Below are 19,812 nucleotides of genomic sequence, written 5' to 3' on the forward strand. Positions count from 1 at the left end.
CTCTACTCCTTATAGTTTCTTTTCTGCTTTAGTAATGAACGGCAATGCAACCCATAGTGCAAAGAATAGCAATGCTGAAACAAGACCGATCTGGTTCCAAATACCTTCAGGAGGCAGTTTACCCATTACAGTAAGCACGAGTACGTCAGCCAGCATCAACCAGAACCATACTTTAAAGAGACCTCTTTTACTTGCCGGAGCAACGTTAGGACTTCTGTCAAGGAACGGAAGCAGGAAGAAGATCACCTGTGCGATACCAAATGCGATCAGACCCGGATCTTTAGGGAACGGTCTAAGAATCTCATAACTCCACAGGAAGTACCACTCCGGATAGATATGCGGTGGTGTTTTCAGTCCGTCTGCCGGATCGAAGTTCACCGGATCCATTGCAAAGTTAAAGTGATAGAATACAAGGTAGAAGAACAGGATAAAGTAGATACCCATTACAAATACGTCTTTACTCAAGAATACCGGATTGAATGGAATAACTTTAGACTCTTTTTTCTTACCTGCTTTATAAAGCTCAGCAGCTTCTTCAAAATCGAACTCTTCACCTTTTTGGTTATTTACGTGTGGAATTCTTAATGTACCGAAGTGTAGAACGATAAGTCCGATAATCACCAATGGTAAAAGAAGTACGTGAAGCATAAAGAATCTTGTCAAGAATGCATCACCAGGAACATAATCCCCTCTGATCCACTCAACCAATCCATACGCCTCAAGAGAACCGCCAGAGAAAAGGTTTGTAATAACCATACCGGCCCAGTAACTCATCTGTCCCCATGGAAGCATATATCCAGAGAATGCCTCAGCAGAGAATACCACGAAAAGAAGCATACCGGAGATCCAGATCATCTCTCTACCTTTCTTGTAAGAACCGTAGTAGATACCTGTGAACATGTGGATATAGATAATCAAAAATACTACCGATGCACCTACACCGTGAATATGTCTCCATAACCATCCGTACCCTACTTCTGACATGATCGTATAGTTTACAGAATCAAATGCCAATGCAGTATCCGGCTTGTAGTACATCAAAAGGAAGATCCCTGAAACAAGAAGCAATCCGAATGTTGCTGCAAGTACCATACCCATTGCCCATAGGAAGTTGATATCTTTCGGAATCCAATACTCAGTTGAAAGTACTCTTTTAAGTGTATTAACCGCTAAACGTTCGTCTAACCATTTCTCAGAAAATGGTTTTGCGTTTTCATCAAATTTTGCCATCTTCTCCCCCTTATACTGTTAGACCAGCGTCTTTCATTTTCTTAAATTCAGGTCCCTCTTCACCAAGTACTATCGTTTTCCCGTCAAGTTTAAACGGTGGAATCTCTAGCGGACTTGGCGGTGGTCCAAATATCTCATGTCCTGATGGATCGAACTCTCCACCGTGACAGGCACATCTGAAGATCTTCTCCCCCGGTAGATATGCCGGAATACACCCAAGGTGGGTACATAGACCGATAGCAACAAGAAATCTGTCAGAGCCAACTACCACATCTCTGTCATCTGCTTTCATATCCGCTGATTTTTTCAGTACAAAAATCGGCTTCCCCCTCCATTTCTCTATATTGAGCACATTTTCCTGTGCAGCACTTAGATCAATAGTAGTAAAACCTGCAGCTTTTACGCTTGGCAATGGATCCCAGCTACGTTTCATTGCATAGAGTGCACCTAAGCCACCCAATGCAGTGAAACCGCCAAGAGCCATACCCATAAAGTCTCTACGACCTTGCTCTTTCATACTTACTCCTTTCCTTAATTTTTTAACCCTGTATTATAGACTATATTAGATTTAAATATAATTGGGTTCAAAAAAAAATTATGGATGGGTGGATTTTGTTACGAACGGTAAATTAGGAGTAGAGAACTCCTAATATTGATAAGAAATTAAACTAATTTTCAAGTTTTTTCATCAATTTTTCTGCGATAAGCTCTACAGAAACGGAAAGTGTTTTGTCACTTTTTTTGTTTTTGTCAACGGCATCATAGGCAGCCCTGTCAAAACCTTCAACTACCGGTATCTCCAGACGCTTGATCACCGAGAGCGGGATGATATCTTCTCTAGCAGTGTTGATATAGACCACTTTTGCACCGCAGGCATGGGCTTCCAGGGCAGTCTGTCCCGATGCTGTCACGACATGGGAAGAGGTTTTGAGCAGCGCTTCATACTCTTCGGCTTCATGCAGCCTCTCAAAGAGTGCTGCCAACTCATCTTCATATTTTACAAAAAAGTAGTTTCCAAGCAGCAGTTCCATCCCCGAATTTTGGAAAAATTCCTTATGGCTCAGTATCTCTTTGTCATAGTCTGCATCGGAGAGGAAGAAAAGTACTCTCTCCTCTTTAGGCTCACTCTCATACATACTGTCTACAATGAGTGCCTCGATACAGCCCGCCTCGTCACACTCTGGCCTCAGGAGTACCTCACTCACCCGTACCTCATCCTCCGGGCCATTGGCAAAACGAAAGACATGAGAGAAGTCTGAACAGTACTTCTCGATACGACCCCTGTCATCTTCGGGTGTATCCATGATGATACTATCCCCGGTATCGGCGATCGCATCGATATCCATCACACCCTCGATCGTCACATAATCGCGCAGCCCAAGCTCTCTGGCTGCAAGCCCTGCCCTGAAGTCATTGACCAGAAGTCTTGTCTCTACGCCTTTCTCGTTTAACGCTTTTAACAGTGCTACTGCTCTTTTGACTCTGTCCAGACCGATCTTGTGCCCGCTGTTTGCATAATAATATAACATCTATCATCCTTGTTTTACTATCTCTATATGTCGTTATACCGAAGTTAGCTAAAAAACTGTTATCTATTCTTCTCTTTTTATCCCAAATCGGATGCAAAATACTCTGTGAGTTACCTACAGACCCCTCACAATTCAAATCTCCTATGGGATGGACAACCAAAAGGGTTTCCGAAATTTTGCAATCACACACCATCCCTCTCTTTTGGTGCGTGGTTATCTACCCTACGCAACTGTCATATGCAAAAAACTTTGATATCCACATATTAATGCAAAAAGCATTAATAACTCGGCTATTTATATAAATTACTACAACTAGGACCTTTGCTTCGAAAAACAATAAACTTTGATAATAATTCAAGAAAGTATAATATTACATTTTATATCTTCAGATATTGCACATATATAATTCTATGAAAGTATATATTTCTATCAGGATAATAGGAAAATCATGGTGCGAGGGTCATAATACCTCGCACCATGTTAAAAAAAGAACACGCTGGAGTTCAGCGATATGAGTTTATTTTATCGCAATATGGGTTACACCTGAGGACAGGTGGAACCAGTTAAACTGTCAAACCGCTCTTCATATAAGTCCATGAATGTGCTTTTCATCTGACAGGTATATATCAGTATATTCCAGATCGTTGCTCTTTTCCTGGTAGAGAACCTGTGCCGTTTTCCATCGATCATTCCGTCAAGTATCAGTATGCCATATCTATTGATGACGAATTTCACTTTAATATCCGACTCTATATCCTTTTGTTCTGATCTGATATACCCCTTCATTGTACATAACTGTGTAGCCAAACCAATCATCCACTTTGATTCCGTATTCGGGTAGTGTTTCATCTTCTATCCTTTTTTGGATAGTAAAACACAGTGATGGGAGAAAATTTTATTTCAGCGTAAAAGATATTGACATAGTGTATCTTTTTTGATACACTTGTATATGAAAAAAATCAGTGCGCTCTTTTATGAAAACTCAAACGGCAAGAAACCTGTACGTGAATGGCTCTATTCTCTGGATGAAGAGGATAGAAAAGTTATAGGCAAAGATATCAAAACCGTGGAATACGGATGGCCTATAGGGATGCCCGTATGCAGAAAACTGGAAAGCAAACTCTATGAAGTAAGAAGCGATATTTCCGATAAAAGGATTGCAAGAGTTATTTTCACCGTGATAGATGAGTATATGATACTGCTTCACGGGTTTATCAAAAAGACGCAAAAGACACCAAAGCAGGACATTGATCTTGCATTGAAAAGAAAAAAGGATATTCAATGAAACTAACAAAAAATATGAAAAGTGATTTTGATGAGTTTTTGCAAGAAGAAGGTATCTATGAAGAGGTCAATGATGTGGCGATCAAACGGGTCATTGCCTATCAGATAGCAGAAGAGATGAAAGCACAAAAGATCACTAAAACCAAAATGGCAGAGCTCATGCATACAAGTCGTGCGGTCGTTAACAGACTTTTAAATCCGGACAACGACTCATTGACCCTAGGAACATTAGAGTCTGCGACTACGGCATTGGGAAAGAGGCTGAATATTACGATTGTTTAGAGCAGCCTCAGAATACCAATCCAAGCCATGTCTTCTGCTTTATTGGGCTAGGGGAGGTATACTTTCTATTGTTTTACTGTAAGGAGGCATGCCCAAGTTTAACTTGGGCACGAGGAAGCTCCACTATTACTGCTTTCTCCGCCTCCGCAGGCTGTTAGGATCGCGGAGATGGTCAGGGTTGTTAGTAGGGTTAGTTTATTTGGTTTCATTTTTTTCCTTCTTTTTTATGTTTTCTTGTGTTTTGCGGTTATGCATTCATTCCATATCGGGAGATACGACGAGTTAGCTTCAGCCTTTCAGCTTTTTTAATACAATAAGAAACATAACACTTAGAAATATAATTGTGCCAACAATTTGAATTGCCCTAATAACAATATTGTATTTTTTTACTGATACAGCATTTTTTTTCATTTCGGGGCTGAGATTATTTTCAATTCTCTCTAAATCACCAGGATGATAATAAACATTATTAACTGTCTTATATGTTTCACCTTCGTCTCCTCTAGCTCTACATTCTAAAAATTCAGCTAATTTAATAAAAGTATCTATTTCTTCATCCTGTGATGTACTTATCCAAATGTATCCAGCATTATAAAATGCGCCAAATTCACCTTTGCCCTTTTTTTCTATAATGGTAAAACTTTTGCCATCATCTTCAAATATTTTAAATCTAGAAGATTTTTCTATTTTCTGTTTAATATCACTATATTCAAACTGATCATCTTTATTGGTTACATTAGATACTAAAGATATATGATAACCCATATTAATCTCCTTCATTTGTTAGATAATCATATCCTGCTTGTGCACCTGTAAATACTCCTGCGCCAGATTGAAGTTTTTTTGTATCAACAATACCATTCCCTCTCTCATAAAGCATAGGAATACCTTCACCAAAATCATTATTATATTTTCTTTTGTGTGCACTCCATTGCCCTGGTGTCGTAAGATCAGCCCAGATACCAGAGTTTCCATTGTCACCCCAACTTAAATCAGGTTGTAGTCCATCCCTTCTATTAGAACCTGGTAAATAGTTATTTGCTTTATCTGATAATTTGCTATCAACGGCATCTGATGTTGCCCTATGAATTCTTGTTCCTTCCGTTGCTGCGTTAGCAGTAGTATCAGCATTTTTAGCTACTTTATTTGCTTCCTTCATAGTTTTAGCTACATCAGTACCAATTTTTGCAGAATCGGAAACTGTATTCCCAGCACGAGAAGCTTTTAGTCCAGCAGAAGCACCAGCTGGCAAGAAAGGAACACCAGTAGCAACCCCATCATATACAAGACCTAAAGTATCCAATGCAGCCCATCCCCAATTTCCTTCACTAACGTTATAAGCCAAAGACGCAACACCAATTCCAAGATTTGCAATATCCCAAGCAGTTTCCACGGCCTCCCCATCTGGGTCTACCAAATTAACTGGATTGTTTGCTGTATATGTAAACAGACTAAGGTTCTTCGGATTAAACACCCCACCATTAGTCTGCCCAGACATATACTCATTCAGTATCGGATCCGGACTCTGCCACACAGAGGTGCGAGGGTCATAATACCTAGCTCCATGTCATGAAAAAGAACACACTGAAATTCAGCAATTTATTGATCTATTTTATCGTAGGTGGATTTGGATTTGCTTGTCACCTAGCGGTGGATTATGCTTTACTGTTGTTTTAGATTTAGGTATGGATTCCACATTGGGAAATGTGGAACCAGAGAAGAAGTCTTGTCTCTACGCCTTTCTCGTTTAACGCTTTTAACAGTGCTACTGCTCTTTTGACTCTGTCCAGACCGATCTTGTGCCCGCTGTTTGCATAATAATATAACATCTATCATCCTTGTTTTACTATCTCTATATGTCGTTATACCGAAGTTAGCTAAAAAACTGTTATCTATTCTTCTCTTTTTATCCCAAATCGGATGCAAAATACTCTGTGAGTTACCTACAGGCCCCTCACAATTCAAATCTCCTATGGGATGGACAACCAAAAGGGTTTCCGAAATTTTGCAATCACACACCATCTCTCTTTTGGTGCGTGCTTATCTACCCTACGCAACTGTCATATGCAAAAAACTTTGATATCCACATATTAATGCAAAAAGCATTAATAACTCGGCTATTTATATAAATTACTACAACTAGGACCTTTGCTTCGAAAAACAATAAACTTTGATAATAATTCAAGAAAGTATAATAATACATTTGCATTCCCATCGGGACGATGGGAACGAGTTATGGAAACGAGTTATATATCTTTCTCCGCCTCAATAGAACAATTACTTTTATAAAATGCCATTCCTTCAATTGTATACTCCAAACGTTCAAAAATTGTCTGACCAGAATTAGAAATATAAAAATTCTGTAAATTATCTGTATTATAATTAATATTCGGCATATTCTTGGGAATCTCTAAAATATTATCTTCAAAAGACCATACTGCATCGGCTGGAGCAAGTTTAGAAAACTCATTTTTTATAGTTATTATTTCTTCTCTAAACTTTTCTATTTGTTCGTAATTAACCCCTGCTTCTTCATCAAAATATAAATGATTCATTACAATAGGAAATCGACTTCCCCATTTACCATCTTCGAGCTTATAACATATAGTCGAAAACCATGAATAGAGTGTCTCTGAATATCCAAATTCAATCCATGTACCAAAAATTTTAAATCCTACTATCACTGTATTTACCTTCTTATTGTTTAAATATTATATCTTCTGGTTTAATATTACTACCTGTTTTATCTATAATATTTTGCCTTATTCTACCCTGTTGTTCAAAAGAAATATTTTGTCCTCTAACATCTATAACTACCTTCTGTGTCATATCACTTGGCAAATTATCTGCCCTTTGGTTAATTTGTTTAGAAACATTATTGACAAGACTTGACTCACCACCTGATCTACTTAAGTTATAATTTTTAACTTCTATTGCTTGATCACTATAAACTACATCTGGTTTAACAGATCCTTTTGTTCCATTTGTAACTTCTTCACCATCTTTATAAGATACTTGTTCCTTTGAATTTGGATAATCACTAGCTACATCTTTTTCTGATTGTCGCCAACTAGGTCTTTTATTGTTTTTACCTACAAGAATAACTGCAGCCATACCAGCAGTAGGTGCTATATCTTTAATAATCGTACCTGAACCATCACCATAAATTCCATCAAAAACCTCTTTATCTGTTTCACCTATTCCTAAAGTAGTTTCTGCATAGTTGGCTCCATCTTTTGCAGTATCTTGAAGACGACCTAATGTGGCACCATATGTTGTCTCTTCTAAGTTTTTGTCTTTATTGGCATTTATCTTGTCATTGGCATATTCAAGCATGTCATTCAAATTTACATCAAACTTCTTTTCTATTGCATCTTTAAGCTTATCCGGATTACTTAATAATTCTCCTGTTTTTTCTTTTTTTCGCTCCCACGTTGTACGTGGGAGTGTATATCCCATGTTATTTGATCTTAGAATCTGCATTCCCACTCTCAGAGTGGGAACGAAGAAAGCTGGCACCTATTTGCCATAACGTTATACTGTAATATCTGTATTCCTGATTTAGAGTTCAAGAACATAGAAAAATATGGATGTATAGATTCACGAAGAGTGCAAGCACAAGATAACGACTTCTTCCTATGGATTATTGTATCTTATTTGGCTTTAGGAGTTTACATGTTGTTTCGCGTCGCGTATACATTCCCAAACTCAGTTTGGGAGCGAGGCGAAGGCGCGTTCCATATCGAGGAATAGAGAACAAGAGAGAGAAAATTACTTCTTCCCTTTCTGTCTCATCTTGATATGAACATGCAGGATCTCCAGGGAAGCCGGTGTGATACCTGAGATCTCGGATGCGGCAAAGAGTGTCGGAGGACTTGCCTTTTCCAGCTTCTCTACCACCTCATTGCTCAATCCCGAGACCGTTCTGAACTCAAAGTTTTCCGGTATCTTGATCTTGAGCATATCTTTCATCTTGTCGATCTGTTTGAGCTGGTTTTCGATATAGCGGCTGTATTTTGCCTCGATCAGTATCTGCTCTACCACCTCATCGCTGTACTTATCGAACTCCGGCAGCAGTGTGACCAGTTTCGCTCTGTCAAAATCACCGCGGCCGATCACATCGATCCATGCGGTTTTATCATTGATCTTGACAGCACCTATCTCTTCAAGCTGTGCAAGGAACTCTTTGGTCGGAGTCACAAAGTTCTCCTGTAAAAAGCCCATCGCCTCTTGAATGTCCGCTCTTTTAGCTTCAAACTTTTCGATGTATGCTTCATCCAGCAACCCAAGCTGCTCACCATAAGCTGAAAGCCTCATATCGGCATTGTCTTCACGCAACAGCAGTCTATACTCGGCACGGCTTGTAAACATACGGTAGGGCTCTTTTGTCCCTTTCGTCACCAGGTCATCGATCAACACCCCGATATAGGCTTCATCACGTCTGAGGACCAAAGGCTCTTTACCCTGTATACTGAGTGCCGCATTGATACCTGCCATCAGCCCCTGTGCCGCTGCCTCCTCATATCCGGTAGTCCCGTTGACCTGCCCTGCACAGTAGAGCCCTTCGATCTTTTTGGTCTCAAGGGTATGTTTCAACTCCGTAGGGTAGATATAATCATACTCGATCGCGTAGCCGTAACGTACGATCTTGGCATGCTCCATCCCTTCCACCGAACGGATCATATCAAGCTGCACATCAGTCGGCAATGAAGTACTCATCCCGTTGATATAAAATTCAGTCGCTTCCATCGTCTGAGGCTCTACAAAGATCTGGTGGCGTGGACGGTCCCTGAAACGGTTGATCTTGTCTTCGATACTTGGACAATATCTTGGCCCCATCCCTTCGATCTGACCGGAGAACAACGGTGCACGGTAAAAGTTGCTCTCAATGATCGTGTGGGTCTCCTCATTGGTATAGGTGATATAGCACGGAAGCTGGGTAGGATTGAATCTCTTTTTATCCGTACGGAATGAAAACGGCGGCGGAGGCACATCACCGGGCTGCTCTTCCATCACACTGAAGTCAATACTTTTGCCGTCGATCCTTGCACAGGTACCTGTTTTCAGACGTCCGATCTCAATCCCCAATCCTCTCAGATACTCAGCCAGCTCTACAGAGGCAAACTCCCCCTGTCTTCCGGCAACCTGTTTCTTCTCACCGATATGGATCAGCCCGTTGAGGAATGTCCCTGCCGTGATGATTACCTTAGGGGCCCTGTACTCATTGCCAAGCTGTGTCGTAACACCCTTGACCACGTTATCTTCGATGATCAGTCCCTCTACGATCTCCTGCTTGACATCAAGATTCTCCGTATTGAGCACGACATTACGCATATAGATTCGGTAGGCATCCATATCGATCTGTGCCCTGGTCCCTCTCACTGCCGGACCTCTGGAAGCATTCAGTGTACGGAACTGGATACCCGTTTTATCCGTACACACCCCCATCTCTCCACCGAGTGCATCGACTTCACGTACCAGGTGTCCTTTTGCCAAACCACCGATGGCAGGGTTACAGGATGAAGCACCGATCTGTTCGGCCAATATCGTCACCATCAGTGTCTTCACACCCATACGCGCCGGAGCAAGTGCTGCTTCGATACCCGCATGACCGCCACCGATGACTATTACTTCATAATTCATTATCTACCTCTTAACCTCTCGTTCCCAACGTCCCCGTTGGGAATGCATATCCGATTGTCAGCATTATGGAAGCGTATCTGTTTCCAAAAGTGAAGTATGCATTGGAACGAGAGAAAATATATATTTCGCTATAATTATCGAATTATATCCAAATATATTGAGGTACTATGTTCACAGGTCTTATCCGAGAAATCGCCACGGTCAAAAGCTATCGAAACAACATTTTGACGATCCAATCCAGGCACAAGGCAAAACTGGGAGACTCCATAGCGATCAACGGTGTATGTCTCACCGTTATCAAAGTCAACAGTGACGGGTTTGACCTGGAACTGGCTGATGAGACACGCTCGATCATCGATGAATCAAAGATCCAGGGCCGGGTGCATATGGAACCTGCGATGAAAATGGATGACCGGTTCGAAGGGCATATCGTACAGGGGCATGTGGATTGTGTGGGAACCGTAACCAAGATCACGCCACGGGAAAATGCCACGGATTTCATTATCAAGGTTGACCCGAAATATATCGCCCATATCGTCCCAAAAGGCTCCATCACCATAGACGGTATCAGCCTTACCGTGAACGATGTCTATGAGGAGAGCTTTCGTCTGACCATCATTCCCCACACACTCAATGAGACTTTGATGAAAAACTATCAGGTGGGTACAAAGCTCAATGTAGAGACGGACCTTTTTGCAAGATATATCGATCATATCCTCTCTCACAGAAACAGGAAAAAACCGATGAGCTGGGATGAAGTAGATGCGATACAGATGAGCTACTGATGAATCTTTTTGAGTACGAAGTACCCACTGAAGGAGAATCTTTTACTACGCTTTTCGAAAGTGACAAACTCACCATCAGCCGCATCGTGAGTTCCGACAGAGTCGAACCCAAAGAGTACTGTCAAGAGGTAGATGAGTGGGTCATTCTCCTGGAAGGAGAAGCGACACTCAAGATAGACACGGAAATAAAAACACTCCACAAGGGAGAATTTATCTCTATCCCTGCCCATACACCCCATGAAGTACTCACTACCCAAAAAGGTACACTCTGGCTGGCACTTTATATGCAACCATAGCAGTTATAGAAACTCCTCATCCTTGAGACTTTTTGCCTCCTTGTTCCGCTCTTGTTTCAGCTCCATATCGACATACTCCAACCCTTCGATCATCTGAGGACTGGCGATGGTTGACCGTCTTGCATCTTCACCGTAATAGAGAAATATCTCAAAGCCGTTCTCATACAATCCCATACGTGTAGCGATGGCAGTCGAATAGGTGGTAATGATCGCATCATCGTTGCAGATCGCACGGATATCCCTGAAGTACTCTGTCGTCCAGAGCAGAGGGTTCTGTTTGGGACTGAAGGCATCCTGATAGACGATATCGATCTTCTCTTTGATCTTTGGTATCGACTCTCTTGCATCACCGATGAGAACCTCTATTTTAAACTGTTCATCCTCATAGTAGAAATTTTGAGAGAGTTCCCGGATCATAGGCTGTAGCATATCAAATGCTTCGGGGTACTCAAATGTTGAAAGAGACGCCACAAGTTCCCGGTCAAATTCAGGTGAGAGGATATGGATCTTTGTATCCAGACGGTTCAACTTGACATAGTAGAGGGTAGCCAGGGTGTTATACCCCAGACCGAAACAGATATCCAAGATCGTCAAATGATCTTTTGATTTTTGCAGCGTAAAAGCGGGGATCACATGTTTTTGCAGGGACTCCTGTAACGCTCCATCTTTTGTAGAGTGGTAGGCCTGGTCAAACTCCTTGGAGTAGAGTGTCTTTGAACCGTCTTCCGTGACGATCACCTCTTTTTGTGACCTTAGAGATTCATTATATCCACTATCCAATCTTACTCTTCCTTTCTCTCTTAAAAGCCGATCTCATCCAGCTCTTTGAACTTGAATGCAGAGAGTATCTCCTCGATCGTCTCCTCTTCTCGGCGTGCAAGACACATCATCCCTTCATTCATAAAATCCATGGCATTTTCAAAACGGTTTTCAAGGATGACAAAGTCGATCCACTCTGCACCGCTCTCCGTCCTGTCATCATGAAAAGAGATCGCTTTCGCTTCCCCCTCATCAAAATCTACCAGGGCCCACTTTTTCATCTCTGCGAGTGTCGTGATCTTGGCCTGGTTGCCTGCTTCACTCTCTACAGGGATAAGGATTAGCATGATGATGCCTTTTTAAGTTGTTTTTTGCTCATTTTCAACGCTTTATTGCTCATCGTACCGATACCCTCATCAAGTATTTTCTGAGCGATCTCCTGCGCCTGTTTCAGAGAGTGCATCTTACAGGTTCCGCACTGGTAGATGTTCAGTTCAGGGATATCCCCTTCACTTTTCACCCCAAGCACATCTTCCATTGACTTCTTCCATGCTTTCGCCACCTCTTTTTTCTTCGGTGTCCCGAGCAATGACATATAAAAACCGGTACGGCATCCCATAGGTGAGATATCGATGATCTCTACATTTTTACTGTTAAGGTGTTCTCTCATAAAGCCTGCAAAAAGATGCTCCAGGGTATGGATACCCTTCTCGGAGAGCATCTCTTTGTTGGGTTGGGTAAATCTCAGATCAAATACAGTGATAGGATCACCGCTTGGGCTGCTCATCTTTTTTGCTACACGTACTGCAGGTGCCTTCATTTTGGTATGGTCTACTGTAAAACTGTCTAATAATGGCATAATCTATCCTCAATTTTTTTCTGATTATAGCATCAGAGTATGAAAATTAGATATACATCTGAAATAATCTGCAGTCTCAATTTTTTATTGTTTCTTTATCCCCTTAATGATGGCCTCTATCTGCCGTCTATGCACAAAGGTATGTATCGCCATAAAGATACTCCAGTCAATGTTGTTGAGTTCGACAAACCAGGGATGCGGTTTTGTCATATTGGATTTACGCTTGGGGAGTTTCTCTATAAAGCTGTTGTAGACTCGGCTCAATGCCAAAAATCTACTAAGCTCATCTTCTACACTCCCCTGAGGTTTGACATTTTCTATCTTTATCTCCTCTTCTACACGTTCCTCTTTTGAAAGCGTATGTATCACTCCCATAATGCCGTATCCAACGATATTGAGATGTTCTATCACCATATTGATCGAATAATCACGCGAGTGATCTTCGATGCCAAAAACACGATCGATCATCACGCGTTCCTGCCACTTCTCCTCCTCAACCTCTTTCACCATTTTTTCTATGCGTTTTACTTCACTGTTAAACAGTCTGAGTGCACTCTCCCAACTGAATACCCTTTTCCCTAACGGCACCAGAATATATTTCAGTGATAACTGTTCCAACTTTGGTAAACCGCCGCCCGGTTTTGCTTGATTCATACTCTACCCCTCTTTTTGGTTTTATTCATTGTATTCAAATCAAACTTAAAATTAGAGTAATTACTCTAATTTTACTTTGTTATAATCATCTCTATGAAAACAAGCAAAAAAAAGATGACAAAAGAGAAGATCAAAGAAGTTGCTATTGAACTCTTCAATAGAGAGGAGACCCTATCGGTGACAACCAACCATATTGCCAAAGAGGCAGGTATCTCTCCCGGGAACCTCTACTACCACTATAAAAACAAAGAAGAGATACTCATAGAGATCTATCAGGAGATGTCTGATACATTTGTAGGGTATAACAGCTTTACACGCATTATACAGAGTGACAATCCGCTCAAAGAACTCTCAAAGATGTTTGATCTCTATGGAGAGCTCTTTTGGCACTACCGTTTCTTGATGCGGGATGCAACGGTACTGATGGCAATCTATCCTCGACTTAAATCGATTTTTTCGGAACGTCAGGAGAAAAGGATAAAACAGATAGAAAGCCTGTTGCATTATCTGTTGGAGCAACATATATTGGAACGTATACCGGCAGAGGAGATTTCACTTCGTGCCAAACTGCACTGGTTCATCTCTACCTATTGGCAGACATTTATTACCACAGGTTCGGAAATTACAAAACATTCCATTAAAGAAGCCAAAGTTGTTATTTTTAAATTGCAGTTATACCCTTATCTTTCAGAAAAAGGAAAAGAGATGTGGGAGGAAATTGAGGATATTCGATAAGCGGACGGAAAGTTCCGTCCGGAAATGGGAAAAAGAAGATTAGATTCTTGCTTCTTCTCTACGTTGTAGCATTTCCCATTGTTCATTAATATCTTGTTGTACTTTGTCAATGATATGTCTGTTCTCTGGTTTGAAGAGGTGTTTATAACGCCCTTGAGCACCCATATACTCTTCAACAGTGATGATATTCTTTGGTCTGTAAAGAATGTTGAGTTCATGACCGTCAATGATCTCATAAACCGGGAACATCAATGAATCTGTTGCCAGGTCAGTGACACCGATCGTATCTTTTGGATCGAACTTCCACTCTGTACAACATGGAGAAACAGTGTTGATGAAACATGGACCTTCAGTCTCCAATGCTTTTTGGAAACCTTTTGCCATAGACTTCCACTTGTTCGGTGCAAGCTGAGCAACATATGGTGCACCGTGTGCAGCCATGATCGCAACCATATCTTTTTTCTTCTCTTTCTTACCGTAAGAGTGTAAACCTGCTTGTGCTGTTGACGTCGTTGCACCGATAGGTGTTGCAGATGATCTTTGACCACCAGTGTTTGCATAGTTTTCATTGTCCAGACAGATATAGGTAAAGTCATGACCTCTTTCAACTGCACCTGAAAGCCATTGGAAACCGATATCATATGTAGAACCGTCACCACCGAATGCTACGAATTTTACCGGAGCATCATTGTCTGCCAATGTACCTTTTCTTTTACGTGCTTTATGCATTGCTTCTGCACCGGCAACTGCAGTCGCCGCATTTTCAAACCCGATATGGATCCAGGAAGTATCCCATGAAGTAAACGGATAAACCGCTGTAGATACCTCAAGACATCCTGTATTGGTAGAGATCACAAGGTTGTCATCTGTACAGTTCATAAGTTCTCTTACGATCATAGAGTGAGCACAACCCGGACAAAGGGTATGTGCCCCCTCGAATCTGTCGTTACTCGTTGAAAATTCTTTTAAGTTTTTAATTGATGTAATTGCCATAATTAACCTCTTTTCGTTTGGAAGAATCCAAGGCTTGGTCCTCTAAGTCCAGAGAACTGTTGGATATCTGTTGTAATATAACCTGCATCTGCATGTGCCTTCTGCTCTTTAAAGATTCTTTTCGCTTCATCGATAGAGAAGTCACGTCCACCAAGACCATAGATAAAGTTTGTTGTAAGCGGTCTGTTTTGTGTTGTAGACAATGCTGCAGTAACTTCATTGTAGAATGCACCCATTGCACCACCCGGGCTTGATCTATCCAGAATTGCCACTGATTTTGTATTTTCCAGTGCATCTCTTACATCATCAAACGGGAACGGTCTGAAACATCTTACTGCAACCACACCTGCTTTGATACCTTCTTCAGCTCTAAGCTCTTTTGCCGCTACTCTTGCTGTTTCAACAGTCGTACCAAGCGCAACGATCGCTACTTCAGCATCTTCCATATCATATGACTCAACTCTGTTGTATTTTCTACCTGATACCTTTTCAAAGTCAGCGAATACCGCGTCAATGATAGGACGAGAATCCATCAATGCTTTGTGTTGTCTTGCTTTGTGCTCAAAGTGCCAATCTTCTTCTGTCTGTGCACCGTATGTCACCGGTCTTGAGAAGTCAAGCATGTCATCTACAGGCTTAAACTCTCCTACGAAATCATATGCCGCTTCATCACTCAACGGATAAACGTTCTGCGCCGTGTGCGATGTGATAAATCCGTCTTGGTGTACCATTACCGGAAGTCTTACATCATGGTGCTCACCGATTCTAAAAGCACACAATGCCAGGTCATATGCCTCTTGTGCATTGAATGCATCAAGTTGAATCCAACCAGAGTCACGCCCCAGATACATATCCGCATGGTCACCACGTACATTCAGCGGTGAAGCCAATGCTCTGTTTACCACATTAAGTACGATCGGAAGTCTCATACCGGATGCCTGGTAAAGTACCTCAGCCATCAACGCAAACCCTTGTGAAGATGTTGCGGTAGATACACGACCACCTGCAGCAGACGCACCGACACATCCTGACATTGCAGCATGCTCAGACTCTACCATAACAAACTCACCGTCGATATAGCCGTTTGCTACATAACTTCCGTAGTTTTCAACAATTGGTGTAGAAGGCGTAATAGGATACGCCGCAACAACATCAATCTGTGCTTGTCTCAACGCTTGAGAAGCAGCGAAGTTTCCATCCCACACTTCTCTTTCTTGTAAATCGTATTTTTCTGCCATACCTGTTCCTTACTTCTCTTTTTTCTTTTTCTCTGGCCACTGAGACAATGCCTCATCCAGTGGAGTATATTCACTAAACATTAGGAGTGATTTAGGATTTGTCGGACATACTTCCACACATACCTCACACCCTTTACAGTGATCGTAATCGATACCCAGCATCTGCTTATCTCTTGATAAGATCGAACTATCCGGACACCATACCCAACAGTTTTGACAGTCGATACATACGTCAATATTGAATACAGGTTTTTTTACTCTCCACGATGCAACCGTTGCCGTATATGAGTTATGGTTAGAGTATGTTCTCTCTTCTGCTTTCTTGTTTGCAATACCTGTTGCATCACCTTCAAATGAAGGGAGAATACTTCCTTGTGTGACTTCATGCCAACCAGCTAGATCACCACCACTCTCTAGTCCCTGCTGTCCTCTGTTGTCATTTGCTAATAAATTTAAATCTTGCATGCTTAATCCTCTTTTCTTACTTCACTTCGTTGTACGCTTTTGTGATCGCTGCCATATTTCCGTCAATGATCTTCTGAGGGAACTTTGCAAGTACTCTCTTCATATTTTCCAAGAAATAGTCCAGTTCAAACATACCTGAAACCTTTACAAATGCACCAAGCATCGGAGCATTCGGAATAGATCTTCCGATCGTGTCAAGTGAAATTTGTACACAGTCCACTGTGTATACTCTGTCTTCTTTACCTTTGAGAGAAGGGATACCTTCGATCAACTCCTCTTTAGTGAGGTGTGTCGTAATGATATATTTTGTATGATCTGCTTCATTCTCAACAATATTATCAGTAAATGCCAACGCAGGATCGATTACCAGGACATAGTCAGGGTTCATAAACTTTGCATGGTTAAAAATTTGTTCATCGTCAATTCTGTTATATGCTCTTAGCGCGGCTCCCCTTTTTGCTGAACCGTACAGTGCGAATGCTTGAACTTCTTTACCAGTTGTTGCAACAACGTCCCCTAGACCTTTAGCACCAGATACCGCCCCTTGACCAGCACGGCTGTGCCATCTAATCTCTGTCATGTTTTCTCCTATCTATTATAATAATAAAACCCTCTAGATAACACTAACTTATACAGTAGTGTTGTACAGAGGGCTCTATCATAATATTTTTCCTATTGTAGTCATGAGACTCTTAAAGCGGGTTGAAATTATAATATATTTAAGCTACACCTATCGGTTTGCTATAAATCGTACCGCCTCTAATGCATTGGAATGAATGTAATCAGTACAATTGATCAAATTCACTTCATCCGCATAACCGCATGTTACCCCAATACCTATAACATTAGCTTCCTTAGCAGAAAGCATATCCATACAGGTGTCACCCACCATCCAAATCTTTTTTGCACCTTTTGGTAACGCCTCGAGTGCTTTCTGGATCGGTTCAGGGTGCGGTTTCGGGTTTTCCACATCTTCCCTGCCGACCAATACTTCAAAGTGCTGCATCAGCCCCAGGTGTTCCAGGAGTTCGATAGAGTACTTTGCCGTCTTGGTGGTCACTACACCCAATGTTGCATATTGGCTTGCAAGCTCTACCGCCTCTCTGGCATTGGGCAGAAGTACCGTCTTTTGACAGGAGATGGTACGGTAGTGCATTTTATACGCATCCACATAGTCCCATACCCTCTCCTCTGCTACACCCAGTGTAGAGAACATCGCATCAAGCGGATGTCCGATCTCTGCTTTGATAAGCTCACTTTCGGGTACGGTATCCCCCTGTGTTTCATACGCCACCCTGAAGCTCTCCAGTATCGCTTCGGTCGAATCGATCAGGGTACCATCGAGATCAAAAAGTATAATCATAGCTCTCCTTTTGTCTCTTTTTGAGAACAAAGTTTGTTACTATATACCAGACTTTCAGTATCGTGTCAAGCACGGGATTCGGAAGAGCGCCTCTTTTTTCCATCCGGATCGGGATTAAATTTCCATATGGTAACGATCGGGAGAATGAGACCGACTAAAATAACCGTCCAAAGCAGAATACCGAGTTCATCGTAATTTGCAGGTACGACAACGATGCCATTCTCCCGGACCTCGCGTGTCACGACAAAAAGTTTATTGAGATACTTGCTGAATATCCCCGCCGCACTGAGTGCAATATTCATCAAGGATGCCATCAGCGCGAACCATGTCCCTTTTTTGCCTTCCGGTGCATAGATCGCCACCAGGGTCAGCATCAATACTCCGGCAATATATTCAAAAGGTGATGCGATCGCCGTATCTACCAGTGCCACGGTTCTTGCATCGAGACCCAACATCGTATGCAGATCATAATACATCCCGAGTACCGGCATAGAGAGGATCGTCCCTATAATAGTAAGGAAGATCAGCACTTTTGAGATCGATTGATCCACAATGAACTTGGAACTGAACCACATCCCGGCAAGAGCTATCCCCCCGCCTATCATTGCAAGTTTGGCAAAAAAGGCTTCATCAAATCTCAGGACATCGATCTCCCACCACTGCAGTGCAGGTCCGACACTCGGCATTGCCCGGTAGACAAAGATCACGATCATCGCCATCTTGATATGGTGAATCGTATTCGGATCAAGATCCTCTATCAACGTTCGCAGCAGATAGAGCACAACCCCCAGTGAGATCACAAAAACAATCTCCTGGGAGTAGGGAATATCGTTATACCCTACAAAGATCACAAATACGGCAAAGGCGAATCCACCGAAGAGCACCTGCTTATTGAGCGGTGAAACCGGTACCGGATTCAGTTTGACAAAACTTACTCCAAGGATTGAAAGAAGAGGAATAAAAAGCGAAAGTGTATAAACGGTCTCATAACTGTAGATAGCTGCCATCTCACCCCCCAGCCATCCCATGACAAAGATGGCAAAACCGAGTGAAAGTTTTGCAAGTACCTGGATCATAGCAAGCTCTTTTTTGATCTCTTCAGGGCTTTGTGTACGATCAATCACCTCTGTACTCATAGTATCTGCCACGACATCCTGCATCACAAATCCTACGACACCGATCACTGAAGCAAGGATATAGATATGCTCTTTACTATACATAGAGAAGAGCGTATGCTCCCCTACAACATCGATCAGCATCAGTGTACTGATCGTGATCAGGAGTGCCCCGATAAAAACGTAGATCTTCCGGTTGGATCCGAAAAGTGTTACAGAGTCTACCAGCTGTCCAAAGATCATCTTGATGGTCCAGGGTACCGTCAACCAGACACTCAGTACCAGCAGATCTTCCGCACTCAGACTTAACTCTTTTTTCACCCAAAAATCCCTGGCAATAGCAACAAATACACTGGAACCATAAGCAAAATATATCAGCAGCAACGGTAGATAACGCAGCCTTATCGCACGTATCGGAGTCAACAAAAGATCTTTCAATGCGTGTATCTCCTCTTCTCACTTATCTATAGGATATCTATGAAGTCAAAATAGTAGCATAGAATTCATTAGCCTCTATCTCTCATCGACACTCAGGAAGAAAATCAATCATATAATACTGAATTATGTTTTATATAATAAAAA

Annotated in this window: 24 protein-coding genes and 1 pseudogene; 5 read left to right on the top strand and 20 right to left on the bottom strand. The window is 41.8% G+C overall.

The window, feature by feature from the left end:
* Positions 1 to 9: 9 nt before the first annotated feature.
* The 4 genes from AC4JOV_RS11740 to AC4JOV_RS11755 all read right to left on the bottom strand — a co-directional run bounded on the left by AC4JOV_RS11740 (position 10) and on the right by AC4JOV_RS11755 (position 3,608).
* Positions 10 to 1,230: a cytochrome b gene (locus AC4JOV_RS11740; protein WP_229937396.1), complete on the bottom strand. Its 1,221-nt coding sequence runs from the start codon at positions 1,228 to 1,230 to the stop codon at positions 10 to 12.
* Positions 1,231 to 1,240: 10 nt separating this feature from the next.
* Positions 1,241 to 1,747 carry a Rieske 2Fe-2S domain-containing protein gene (locus AC4JOV_RS11745; protein WP_229937395.1) on the bottom strand — a complete coding sequence of 169 codons (507 nt, stop codon included), beginning with the start codon at positions 1,745 to 1,747 and terminating at the stop codon, positions 1,241 to 1,243.
* Positions 1,748 to 1,898: 151 nt separating this feature from the next.
* Positions 1,899 to 2,759 carry a hypothetical protein gene (locus tag AC4JOV_RS11750; RefSeq protein ID WP_229937394.1) on the bottom strand — a complete coding sequence of 287 codons (861 nt, stop codon included), beginning with the start codon at positions 2,757 to 2,759 and terminating at the stop codon, positions 1,899 to 1,901.
* Positions 2,760 to 3,296: 537 nt separating this feature from the next.
* Entirely contained in the window at positions 3,297 to 3,608 is a 312-nt protein-coding gene (locus AC4JOV_RS11755) for a hypothetical protein (RefSeq protein ID WP_229937393.1), read from the bottom strand.
* Positions 3,609 to 3,708: 100 nt separating this feature from the next.
* On the opposite strand from AC4JOV_RS11755, the gene AC4JOV_RS11760 reads away from it, so the two are divergent.
* Entirely contained in the window at positions 3,709 to 4,044 is a 336-nt protein-coding gene (locus AC4JOV_RS11760; protein WP_229937392.1) for a type II toxin-antitoxin system RelE/ParE family toxin, read from the top strand.
* Positions 4,041 to 4,325, top strand: coding sequence for an XRE family transcriptional regulator (locus AC4JOV_RS11765; protein WP_229937391.1), 285 nt, complete (start codon positions 4,041 to 4,043; stop codon positions 4,323 to 4,325). The genes AC4JOV_RS11760 and AC4JOV_RS11765 overlap by 4 nt, the downstream gene beginning before the upstream one ends.
* A gap of 288 nt (positions 4,326 to 4,613) precedes the next feature.
* Here the strand turns inward: AC4JOV_RS11765 and AC4JOV_RS11770 are convergent, their stop codons facing one another.
* The 6 genes and pseudogenes from AC4JOV_RS11770 to mnmG form a co-directional block, all read right to left on the bottom strand.
* Positions 4,614 to 5,090 carry a hypothetical protein gene (locus AC4JOV_RS11770; protein ID WP_229937390.1) on the bottom strand — a complete coding sequence of 159 codons (477 nt, stop codon included), beginning with the start codon at positions 5,088 to 5,090 and terminating at the stop codon, positions 4,614 to 4,616.
* A gap of 1 nt (position 5,091) precedes the next feature.
* A pseudogene (locus AC4JOV_RS11775) lies at positions 5,092 to 5,877 on the bottom strand (polymorphic toxin type 10 domain-containing protein); the annotation flags it as partial.
* 127 nt (positions 5,878 to 6,004) lie between these two features.
* Complete coding sequence (locus AC4JOV_RS11780; RefSeq protein ID WP_229937388.1) at positions 6,005 to 6,154, bottom strand: hypothetical protein; 150 nt, start codon at positions 6,152 to 6,154, stop codon at positions 6,005 to 6,007.
* A 417-nt stretch (positions 6,155 to 6,571) separates the two neighbouring features.
* Positions 6,572 to 7,009 carry an Imm70 family immunity protein gene (locus AC4JOV_RS11785; RefSeq protein WP_229937387.1) on the bottom strand — a complete coding sequence of 146 codons (438 nt, stop codon included), beginning with the start codon at positions 7,007 to 7,009 and terminating at the stop codon, positions 6,572 to 6,574.
* Between the two features lie 13 nt (positions 7,010 to 7,022).
* Positions 7,023 to 7,784 (bottom strand): hypothetical protein, encoded by a 762-nt coding sequence (locus tag AC4JOV_RS11790; protein ID WP_229937386.1) that lies wholly within the window; start codon positions 7,782 to 7,784, stop codon positions 7,023 to 7,025.
* 312 nt (positions 7,785 to 8,096) lie between these two features.
* Positions 8,097 to 9,968: a tRNA uridine-5-carboxymethylaminomethyl(34) synthesis enzyme MnmG gene (mnmG, locus tag AC4JOV_RS11795; protein ID WP_229937385.1), complete on the bottom strand. Its 1,872-nt coding sequence runs from the start codon at positions 9,966 to 9,968 to the stop codon at positions 8,097 to 8,099.
* Between the two features lie 167 nt (positions 9,969 to 10,135).
* Here mnmG and ribE point away from each other — a divergent pair, with 167 nt between their 5' ends.
* Together ribE and AC4JOV_RS11805 are read left to right on the top strand one after the other, a co-directional pair.
* Positions 10,136 to 10,753, top strand: a complete 618-nt coding sequence (ribE, locus tag AC4JOV_RS11800; RefSeq protein ID WP_229937384.1) for a riboflavin synthase — start codon at positions 10,136 to 10,138, stop codon at positions 10,751 to 10,753.
* Positions 10,753 to 11,049 (top strand): cupin domain-containing protein, encoded by a 297-nt coding sequence (locus tag AC4JOV_RS11805; protein WP_229937383.1) that lies wholly within the window; start codon positions 10,753 to 10,755, stop codon positions 11,047 to 11,049. The genes ribE and AC4JOV_RS11805 overlap by 1 nt, the downstream gene beginning before the upstream one ends.
* Before the next feature lie 3 nt (positions 11,050 to 11,052).
* On the opposite strand, the gene AC4JOV_RS11810 is transcribed toward AC4JOV_RS11805, so the two are convergent.
* The 4 genes from AC4JOV_RS11810 to AC4JOV_RS11825 all read right to left on the bottom strand — a co-directional run bounded on the left by AC4JOV_RS11810 (position 11,053) and on the right by AC4JOV_RS11825 (position 13,321).
* Positions 11,053 to 11,829 carry a tRNA (5-methylaminomethyl-2-thiouridine)(34)-methyltransferase MnmD gene (locus AC4JOV_RS11810; protein WP_229937382.1) on the bottom strand — a complete coding sequence of 259 codons (777 nt, stop codon included), beginning with the start codon at positions 11,827 to 11,829 and terminating at the stop codon, positions 11,053 to 11,055.
* 20 nt (positions 11,830 to 11,849) lie between these two features.
* Positions 11,850 to 12,155, bottom strand: coding sequence for a hypothetical protein (locus AC4JOV_RS11815; RefSeq protein WP_229937381.1), 306 nt, complete (start codon positions 12,153 to 12,155; stop codon positions 11,850 to 11,852).
* A complete protein-coding gene (gene luxS / locus AC4JOV_RS11820) occupies positions 12,149 to 12,667 on the bottom strand; it encodes an S-ribosylhomocysteine lyase (protein ID WP_229937380.1) in 519 nt (172 codons plus the stop codon). The genes AC4JOV_RS11815 and luxS overlap by 7 nt, the downstream gene beginning before the upstream one ends.
* 84 nt (positions 12,668 to 12,751) lie before the next feature.
* Positions 12,752 to 13,321 carry a DinB family protein gene (locus AC4JOV_RS11825; protein ID WP_229937379.1) on the bottom strand — a complete coding sequence of 190 codons (570 nt, stop codon included), beginning with the start codon at positions 13,319 to 13,321 and terminating at the stop codon, positions 12,752 to 12,754.
* 93 nt (positions 13,322 to 13,414) lie between these two features.
* On the opposite strand from AC4JOV_RS11825, the gene AC4JOV_RS11830 reads away from it, so the two are divergent.
* Positions 13,415 to 14,056, top strand: a complete 642-nt coding sequence (locus tag AC4JOV_RS11830) for a TetR/AcrR family transcriptional regulator (protein WP_229937378.1) — start codon at positions 13,415 to 13,417, stop codon at positions 14,054 to 14,056.
* A gap of 39 nt (positions 14,057 to 14,095) precedes the next feature.
* Here the strand turns inward: AC4JOV_RS11830 and AC4JOV_RS11835 are convergent, their stop codons facing one another.
* From AC4JOV_RS11835 to AC4JOV_RS11860, 6 genes are all read right to left on the bottom strand, one after another.
* On the bottom strand, positions 14,096 to 15,049 hold the full coding sequence (locus AC4JOV_RS11835) for a thiamine pyrophosphate-dependent enzyme (RefSeq protein WP_229937377.1): 954 nt from the start codon (positions 15,047 to 15,049) through the stop codon (positions 14,096 to 14,098).
* Between the two features lie 2 nt (positions 15,050 to 15,051).
* Entirely contained in the window at positions 15,052 to 16,287 is a 1,236-nt protein-coding gene (locus AC4JOV_RS11840) for a 2-oxoacid:ferredoxin oxidoreductase subunit alpha (RefSeq protein WP_229937376.1), read from the bottom strand.
* 9 nt (positions 16,288 to 16,296) lie between these two features.
* Positions 16,297 to 16,752 (bottom strand): 4Fe-4S dicluster-binding protein, encoded by a 456-nt coding sequence (locus AC4JOV_RS11845; RefSeq protein WP_229937375.1) that lies wholly within the window; start codon positions 16,750 to 16,752, stop codon positions 16,297 to 16,299.
* A gap of 16 nt (positions 16,753 to 16,768) precedes the next feature.
* The gene (locus tag AC4JOV_RS11850; protein WP_229937374.1) at positions 16,769 to 17,332 is read right to left on the bottom strand and encodes a pyruvate flavodoxin oxidoreductase subunit gamma; all 564 of its coding nucleotides are present in this window, start codon (positions 17,330 to 17,332) and stop codon (positions 16,769 to 16,771) included.
* A gap of 150 nt (positions 17,333 to 17,482) precedes the next feature.
* Entirely contained in the window at positions 17,483 to 18,115 is a 633-nt protein-coding gene (locus tag AC4JOV_RS11855) for an HAD family hydrolase (protein WP_229937373.1), read from the bottom strand.
* A gap of 65 nt (positions 18,116 to 18,180) precedes the next feature.
* On the bottom strand, positions 18,181 to 19,668 hold the full coding sequence (locus AC4JOV_RS11860) for an MFS transporter (RefSeq protein WP_229937372.1): 1,488 nt from the start codon (positions 19,666 to 19,668) through the stop codon (positions 18,181 to 18,183).
* Positions 19,669 to 19,812: the final 144 nt, after the last annotated feature.

It is taken from the genome of Sulfurovum sp. MH2-6 (assembly GCF_058374785.1).